Raw genomic sequence first — 562 nt, forward strand, 5'->3', positions numbered from 1 at the left:
TGGAGCAGCGGGAAGGGCGGACGTGCCGGGAAGAACGCCTTCTTGGCCAGATGCAGCATCACGGCCGAATCCTTGCCGACCGAATAGAGCATCACCGGCCGCTCGGTCTCGGCGACCACCTCGCGAAGGATATGGATGCTTTCGGCTTCGAGCCGCTGAAGGTGCGTTAGTCCAGTCATCGGATTGTCAGATAATGTCGCCAGCAAACCGCGCGACCAACTTATCCTGTCAATCGCGATAGTCCCGCTCCAGCGAGTCCAGGATTCGCGCGCCCGCCATGAACACCGCGATGGGGCAGGCGGCGAACAGCAGCTTGCCCTGCCAGCCCGGATAAAGGGTCAGATAGTGCATGCCGCGCTCGACCGCGCCCAGGCCGAGCCCGTAGATCACGAGAAACGCCTCGAACTTCGACTTGATGGTGAACAGGGCGACCAGGCGGGACCACATGTCCTGCGTTACACCACCGGATCGCCCCGCCGCCAAGCCTCAACCGGTTGCCAATATGAGACAGTCCAGCTCGGTCAGCAGGGCGGTCCGCGCCGCCTCGATCTTGGCGATCAGC

Annotated in this window: 2 protein-coding genes; both read right to left on the minus strand. The window is 63.0% G+C overall.

Features of this window, described 5'->3' with window-relative positions:
• Nucleotides 1-179 (minus strand): phosphoadenosine phosphosulfate reductase domain-containing protein (locus SB4_RS18580; RefSeq protein ID WP_153006351.1); only part of this gene is annotated, 179 nt, incomplete at its 3' end.
• A gap of 49 nt (nucleotides 180-228) precedes the next feature.
• Nucleotides 229-447 carry a hypothetical protein gene (locus tag SB4_RS18585; RefSeq protein ID WP_058753733.1) on the minus strand — a complete coding sequence of 73 codons (219 nt, stop codon included), beginning with the start codon at nucleotides 445-447 and terminating at the stop codon, nucleotides 229-231.
• Nucleotides 448-562: the final 115 nt, after the last annotated feature.

It is taken from the genome of Sphingomonas sanguinis, assembly GCF_001476905.1.
GTDB classification, from domain to species: domain Bacteria; phylum Pseudomonadota; class Alphaproteobacteria; order Sphingomonadales; family Sphingomonadaceae; genus Sphingomonas; species Sphingomonas sanguinis_B.

Bases quoted from the DNA above. Each gene is read 5' to 3' on its own strand.
- SB4_RS18585 (WP_058753733.1), bottom strand. From the start codon at position 447: ATGTGGTCCCGCCTGGTCGCCCTGTTCACCATCAAGTCGAAGTTCGAG.